Annotated in this window: 6 protein-coding genes and 1 riboswitch; of the genes, 3 read left to right on the top strand and 3 right to left on the bottom strand. The window is 48.2% G+C overall.

Going from position 1 to position 7,249, the window contains the following annotated elements:
• The first annotated feature begins 277 nt into the window (after nucleotides 1-277).
• Genes K8S15_04050 through K8S15_04040 form a run of 3 tightly spaced genes read left to right on the top strand, consistent with a single transcriptional unit; the run spans nucleotide 278 to nucleotide 4,768 of the window.
• Entirely contained in the window at nucleotides 278-2,071 is a 1,794-nt protein-coding gene (locus tag K8S15_04050; protein MCD4775207.1) for an ABC transporter ATP-binding protein/permease, read from the top strand.
• Nucleotides 2,064-3,797: an ABC transporter ATP-binding protein/permease gene (locus K8S15_04045; GenBank protein ID MCD4775206.1), complete on the top strand. Its 1,734-nt coding sequence runs from the start codon at nucleotides 2,064-2,066 to the stop codon at nucleotides 3,795-3,797. Before K8S15_04050 ends, K8S15_04045 begins: the two co-directional genes overlap by 8 nt.
• Complete coding sequence (locus K8S15_04040) at nucleotides 3,797-4,768, top strand: radical SAM protein (GenBank protein ID MCD4775205.1); 972 nt, start codon at nucleotides 3,797-3,799, stop codon at nucleotides 4,766-4,768. The genes K8S15_04045 and K8S15_04040 overlap by 1 nt, the downstream gene beginning before the upstream one ends.
• A gap of 71 nt (nucleotides 4,769-4,839) precedes the next feature.
• Here K8S15_04040 and K8S15_04035 read toward each other — a convergent pair whose 3' ends face one another.
• The 3 genes from K8S15_04035 to thiM all read right to left on the bottom strand — a co-directional run bounded on the left by K8S15_04035 (nucleotide 4,840) and on the right by thiM (nucleotide 7,116).
• A complete protein-coding gene (locus K8S15_04035) occupies nucleotides 4,840-5,598 on the bottom strand; it encodes a sulfide-dependent adenosine diphosphate thiazole synthase (GenBank protein MCD4775204.1) in 759 nt (252 codons plus the stop codon).
• 91 nt (nucleotides 5,599-5,689) lie between these two features.
• Nucleotides 5,690-6,313 (bottom strand): thiamine phosphate synthase, encoded by a 624-nt coding sequence (gene thiE / locus K8S15_04030; GenBank protein MCD4775203.1) that lies wholly within the window; start codon nucleotides 6,311-6,313, stop codon nucleotides 5,690-5,692.
• Nucleotides 6,310-7,116: a hydroxyethylthiazole kinase gene (thiM, locus tag K8S15_04025; GenBank protein MCD4775202.1), complete on the bottom strand. Its 807-nt coding sequence runs from the start codon at nucleotides 7,114-7,116 to the stop codon at nucleotides 6,310-6,312. Before thiM ends, thiE begins: the two co-directional genes overlap by 4 nt.
• A riboswitch (TPP riboswitch) is annotated at nucleotides 7,115-7,214 on the bottom strand. It overlaps the preceding gene by 2 nt.
• Nucleotides 7,215-7,249 lie beyond the last annotated feature (35 nt).

The raw sequence follows: 7,249 nt of genomic DNA, 5'->3' as shown, positions 1-7,249 counted from the left end.
TCAGGTCTTGAATCCGGGCATTATTACCCCATTATATCTTATATATCCTAATAACATGCAATACAAACTAAATACTTCCTGCCATTCCTTGACATTTCTAAAAATGTGAATATTTAATCTTCTTCTTCACTCAATCGAAGGGCACCATTATGACTAAGATCAAAAGGCTGTATCAGTAATCAGAAACACCCTGTTCCTGCATACATGGAACAAGCTGTAATCAGTTTCAAAAACAGATATTGATCCCGGAGCAACCCGGCTTTTTAGGAATAATGAAATGCACTTTCAATTTGACGATACATTCGATGATTCTTCAATCAGGAAAACATCTACTTTTGATGTCCTGAGGAAGATATATCCTTTTCTTAAACCGCATAAGAAGTCCTTTGCAATCGCGACTGTTCTGCTGTTCCTATCCGTTGCAGCTGAGCTTTTAGGGCCTCTTATTCTTCGAATGGTGATTGATACGGCGATTCCCCGGAAGTCAGTGGGGGATATTGTGTTCTACTCTCTTCTGTTTGCGGGGACGTTCTCGTTCGCCATGGTCATGTCCTATCTGCAGGTGATAATAACAACGAAAGTAGGGCTTTCCGTCGTTAGAGACCTGAAGGAAAAGGTTTTCCGTCATATGCTTTCGCTTTCACTTTCCTTTTTCGACATGAATCCAACTGGAAAACTCATGGCAAGGGTTGAAAGTGATTCGGAGAGAGTAAGAATGCTGTTCAGTGATGTTTCAATGGCACTGCTCAGAAACGTGGCCATGGTAGGCGGAACACTTGGAATAATGCTTGTGGCTGATGCCAGGATAACAGTGTGGATCATCCTCTTATTGTTGCCTGTTGCGCTTCTGACGATTCCCGTTCTGAAAAAAATGAGGAAACTTTACAGAATAGTCAGATCCATCTATGCAGGAATATCCGGGTTCATTGCCGAATATGTAAGATCAGTACCGGTTCTACAGGTATTCGGCGCAACCGGGATGGCATCACGGAAGATTCATGAAGAAGGAGAACGATTCTTAAATAGTGAGGTGAAAGCCTACTTCTGGGAGTACGGATTCTGGAGTTTCTTGGGTAGCTGCGAAATTCTTGCTGTTATCGTTATTCTTCTATCCGGCAGGGCTGGAGTTGTTTCCGGTGTTGTGAGCATAGGTACCGTCGTCATGTTCGTGGAGTATACAAGGCGGCTTTTCGGGCCGGTTGTAATGTTTTCCGAAACACTGAATATGGTTCAAAGAGCAGCAGCCTCGGCCGAAAGGCTCTTCGACATTCTCGCAACGAAAACACTTACGCCGGATGGACATCTTGATGAAACTGATTTCCCTGAAGTATGGAAAGAAATACGTTTTGAGAACATCTGGTTCAGATACCCTGATGGCCCCTTGGTACTGAAAGATGTCTGTTTCACAATACCCAGAGAAACCATGGTTGCTATGGTGGGTTCAAGTGGGGGAGGCAAAAGCACAATTGTAAGTCTGCTGATGAGATTCTATGAGCCTTCGGAAGGCAGAATCACCATTGATGGAACCGATATCAGAGAATTTCGCCTGAGTGTCTGGAGAAGTAGACTGGGGCTTGTGCTCCAGAACGTAAATCTGTTTTCAGGAACACTGTCAGAGAACCTGACCGTTTTCAGGGAAGGTATACCCGAATCCACCCAGAGGGAAGCACTGAAAACCATAGAAGCTGAAGACATTCTGGAAGCCTTACCAGGGGGACTGAACGGTAGTATAAGTGAGGGAGGCCTGAACCTTTCGATGGGCCAGCGTCAGCTGATAAACTATGCGCGAGCTGTTCTTAAAGCACCCGAGATACTGGTTCTTGATGAAGCCACTTCATCTGTTGACCCGGGAACCGAGAAGCGGATACAGAGATCTACGAACCTTATAGTTAAGAACAGAACCGCGCTTGTAGTTGCTCACCGGCTGAGTACCGTTACTCATGCTTCAAAGATCCTTGTTGTCCAGCATGGTGTTATCGCGGAAGAAGGAACACACGAAGAACTTCTGAGCAGGGATGGAATCTATGCCGGTCTATGCCGTCTGCAGCTGCAGGGGGGTGCGTATGCCTGAGTATAGAGGATATCTGAAATGGATTGTAGGATTCTGGAAACCTCATAAGAAACATCTGGTTATTCTGGTAGTCTTCACTCTTGTATCCACTGCTGTAGCACTGAGTTTCCCGCTGGTTTTTCGCTATCTGCTTGATCACGTACAAAAGGTTCTGGGAGATGCCGAAGGCAGCAGCGAATTCCGGAAAATTGTAATAATTCTTTCAGTTCTTGTATTTGCAAGATTCATCGCGGGGTTGTATCCGGGGGCCAGGGCCTGGCTGAACAGCAAAATCGGTCGTGATATAAGAGACAGGGTTTTCTCGAATCTGATGAAGAAAGATTACAGATTCTGGAATACTTTCAGACCCGGAGACCTTACAACACGGCTTTCCGATGATATAGTGGATTACCCAAGGATAGCATGGTTCAGCTGTTCTGCTGTTTTCAGGGCTCTCGAATCATCATCGAGACTGGTGTTCTGCCTCGGAGTGATGTTCTTCATGAGCTGGGAACTGACACTGATAGCACTGGTTCCTCTACCGGTAATGTTCCTGATCTTTTCGCGGGTTGAGAACAGGCTGGGAAAAAGAGTTGAGGAAAGCAGAAAAGCTACAAGTCATACAGGAGATCTTCTTGACAGTACATTTGCCGGAATTCCCATAATCAAAGCCTACAATGCCGAGGAAGGTCAGGCGGGAAGACTTCGCCGCCTTCTTGATGAAAGGCTTGGCATAGATTTGTCCATAACAAGGCTTGTTATGCTTCTTCACGGTGTATACAGCGTTATTGGTCAGATAGGAAAAGTTACCGTCATGTTAATCGGAGGACTGTTCGTTATATGGAACCGTATAGGTATAGGGGAGTTCTACGCCTTCTACGTTTATCTTGATATGCTCCTCGCTCCAATGATGGATATCCCTAATCTGTTTATAGCATCCAGGCAGGCTTTTACATCCATAGACAGAGAGAGGGAAATCCTCGATTTTCCTGATTTTCCGAAAAGAGATGGAATTGAAGGCGAAGGAGCCATTTCGAGACTGAAGCTTGAAACAGCCGGTTTCAGATACCCGGGCACCAGTGCCGGAGTTATTGGGCTTGATATAGAACTCAGCAGTCCGGGGGTGTTCGCTTTAGTCGGCGAGGTCGGGAGCGGAAAATCCACCGTATTGAAAATGCTGACGCGCCAGCTGCCGTGCAGCGAGGGTAGAATTCTCTACAACGGAACCGATCTGAGAAAATTGTCTGATGAATACATGATCTCTGAAACGGGCTATGTCCCACAGGAATCCACTCTATTCAGCGAATCGGTTGGAGAAAATGTCAGGCTGGCCAGAAAAATTTCTGATGAAGTTGTAGCCGAGTCACTGCGAATAGCCGGACTTGATGGAACAGAACTTGAAGCCGGGGTGGAAACTGTACTCGGCCAGGGTGGAGTTGGGGTCAGCGGTGGGCAGAAGCAGCGTATCGCGATTGCCCGTGCCCTGGCCGGAAAACCTTCTCTGTTGCTCTTCGATGACTGTACTGCAGCGCTGGACGCTGAAAAGGAAGAGGCTTTCTGGAGAGAACTTACAGAAGCCAGAAAAGATGCTCTCATCCTTGTTGTTTCCCATAGACAGGCTACCGTCAGAAGGAGTAAAAAGGTGATATTTGTGCATGAAGGAGAATTAAAAGCATTTGATACACATGAGAATCTTCTCAGAAACAACAGACTCTATCGCCTGATTCTCGCCGCTGAAATGGAATAATGTACACGCCGGGATACCTGAGGTTGCTTGAAAATGGCGAGATAACCTCCAGAATCATGGAACTGGAGAAACTCCTCGAGGAATGCAATCTCTGCGGGCGCAGGTGCGGTGTAAACCGTCTGGCTGGCGAAAGGGGTTACTGCGAAGCCGGCCAGGTTCTGGAAGTAGCTTCCTCATGCATCCATGCGGGCGAGGAGCCGGTTCTTACCGGGGACTGTGGCGTTGGGAATATCTTCCTTGGAAGATGCAATATGAAATGCGTATTTTGCCAGAACCACCACATCAGCCAGCCTGAAGGTGATACTCCTTCAGCATGGGAGATGTCTGCAACTGCTCTGGCCCAGAAATTGCTCTCTTTTCAGGAAGAGGGTTGCCCCACAGCTGGTTTCGTATCACCAACCCATTTCGCTCCTCAGATATTCGAAGCGCTAAGCCAGGCAGCTGAGAGCGGTTTCAGACTGCCTGTGGTCTACAATACAAACGGGTACGATTCCATGGAGCTTCTCGCGTTGCTAGATGGCCTTGTGGATATATACCTTCCCGATTTCAAATACTGGAACAACGAATACGGAAAAATTTATTCCGATACTCCAAACTATCCTGAAACAACCATGAACTCCATCAGGGAGATGTTCAGGCAGGTGGGAAAGCTACAGATCAATTCAGAGGGAACGGCTGATAAGGGGTTATTAGTCCGTCTTCTGGTGTTGCCTGGTGATATCTCCGGAACAGAGGAGGTTCTTCGATTCATAGCGGAAGAACTGGGAACTGACGTTTTTATAAGCCTGATGTCCCAGTACTATCCCGCCCACAATTCCCACAGATATCCACCGCTTTCAAGAAAACTCAACCCGGAAGAATATTCAAGAGTGGTAAAGACCCTCGAGGATCTGGGATTTGAGAACGGATGGGTTCAGGATCCGGTAACCTCACCGGATAATTATCGACCAAATATTGACTTCAAACTTTAATGTCATTTACGTTGATAATGTGTCTATCGATTGGTGATTTTTGATATTATATTAATGATACTTTACTAATTTCACCCACAAGTTGAAGAAGTGTGGTACGTCCCCGATAACAAAGCATTAATCTTCTCAGCTGCAATTTTCCCTGAGAGAAGCATACCACCGAATACAGGACCCATTCGATGGGCTCCCATGGCTGCATTTGCAGCCATACCGGTAACAAAGAGGCCGGGCACAATTTCAACGGTGTTTTCCGCCAGAGCCTTCTCTCCCATGTCAGCGTTCATAGACCTTTCTCCCTCAATGCTGCCGGAAGGAGTTCTCAGTCTAAAACCAGTCTTTTCAATAACGGTGTGCAGAACCTCAAGCGGATGACCTGTAGCTTCGATCACATATTTTGCAGAGATACAAACGGGATCAACATGAAGACCGGCAATTTCAATCGGACTGGAGTTAACTACCACGCCGGTGATCCTTTCATGGTCCACCATTACGTCTTCCACTGAGAAAAGATTATAAATAGACACACCCGCCCTGCATGCTTCCGCTATGAGAGTGGCGATGGATTCAACTGAATTCGCAGTGAAGTAACCGGGAGAGTAAAGCGATGTTCTCACTCCAAGTTCCTCGAGAATACGTTTCCCTTCTTCTTGGACTACAATTACGTTATAGCCCATTCCTCCGCCCCACATGCCGCCCCCGGTGGAGAGCTTTCTGTCGAACAGAGCCACTTTATGACCCTTGAGAGCCAGTTCCCTTGCAGCAGTCAGTCCTGCAGGTCCGCCTCCTGTAACGGCCACATCCAGCTCAAGGTTGTCGAGCAAGCTGTTCATGTAAGTGTCTACAATAGCCCTGGTAATTTCAACTTCACTTAATTTGCTCAAGGAAATCTCCGATCTGTATTATGTTTTATTGTTCGATAAATCAGATATATCGCTTCAGCAGAATCCTGACCGCCTCCGTAACATCCTCTGCCGTCATTATCGCTGACACAACCGCAATACCATCGGCCCCCGCTTTGCGGACAGCATCCACATTTGAAGCATTTATTCCCCCGATAGCCACAAGGGGCAGCGGCGAAGCCTTCTTCAGCTTCGAAATCGCTCCGATTCCAAGAGGCTCTCCAATATCTGTCTTAGTTTCCGTTGGAAAGATAAGGTTGGCCGCGATATAATCGGCCCCCTCCCCATACGCGATTGCAGCTTCCTCCGGGGATCTGACAGATGCCCCTATCACTGCATCCGGCCCCAATAGCTTTCTTGCCATATGAACGGGCATATCATCCTGTCCAAGGTGAACCCCGTCGGCCCCGATAGCAAGAGCAACGTCTATCCTGTCGTTCACTATAAATAGCGCTCCGTGATCTCCGCAAAGGTCCCTCAGTATAACCGCCATGCTAATCAGTTCCCGGGTGGACGCGTTCTTGTCCCGCAGCTGCAATGTTCCCACTCCCGCCCGAAGGGCAAGCCTGCATGTACCCTCAACCCCCCTGCTTCCGCAAAGAACAGGGTCTGTTACCAGGTACAGTGAAAGCTGTTCAGGGTTCACGACAGGATTTCCGCCCTGACGCGGTTCCTGATGATTTCACAATCCAGATTTGAAAGGGCATCAAGAAAGCATGGTACGAAAGTTCCCGGACCGGCGCACACTTCCGCGGCGCTCTCTCCCGCAATACCAAGGGCGACAAGTCCTCCCAGCGCCGCATGGAATTGATCTTCAACCGATGCGCAGAAACAGGCTACGGAAGTTGACGCGGCGCAGCCAGTTCCGGTAACCCTTCCCATCATGGGATGACCGTTGTCTATCCTGGCCGTCCGCTCACCATCGGTGACGATATCGGTAACACCTGTAACCGCGATTACGCTGCCCGATTCCGCAGCAAAAGAAGAGATAAGATAAACGCGCCCCTCAACCGAATCCATAGAATCAACTCCGCGTACTTTACCCCCTGAGCCCGAGAGGGCAAGCACCTCTCCCGCGTTTCCGCGAACGATGGCAATATCAAGTTCACTTGAAATCATCTTCGCTGAATCAGTTCTCAATCTTGTAGCGCCAGCTCCCACAGGATCGAACACTATGGGTATACCGAGGTCGTTGGCCACCCTGCCCGCCGCCAGCATGCTTTTGACGATCTCCGGGTTGAGAGTGCCTATATTAAGAAGCAGTGCCCCCGCGAAGGAAACCATTTCGGGGGACTCCTCGATGCATGGCGCCATTACCGGAGCCGCCCCCAGACATAGTGTAACGTTTGCGGTGAAATTCATCACAACTGTATTTGTGATGTGATGTATCATAGGCTTTTTGTTTTGAATGGCAGCCAGGCCATTGCAGGCTATCTCTGCGGGTTTCATAAAAACCTCCGGATTTTCTTACGCCGGTATTACCCGGTTCAAGTTCAAGGGGTACCATTCTCAGGCCCGGACACTCCGGACCGCCCCCAATCCATCCCCAAAGCTATGAACAATGGATTTCATCGTCAAACAT

Origin of the sequence: Candidatus Aegiribacteria sp. (assembly GCA_021108005.1) — a bacterium.
In the GTDB taxonomy this organism is placed as follows: domain Bacteria; phylum Fermentibacterota; class Fermentibacteria; order Fermentibacterales; family JCC-6; genus Aegiribacteria.
This window is presented reverse-complemented; position numbering and strand designations above follow the sequence as displayed.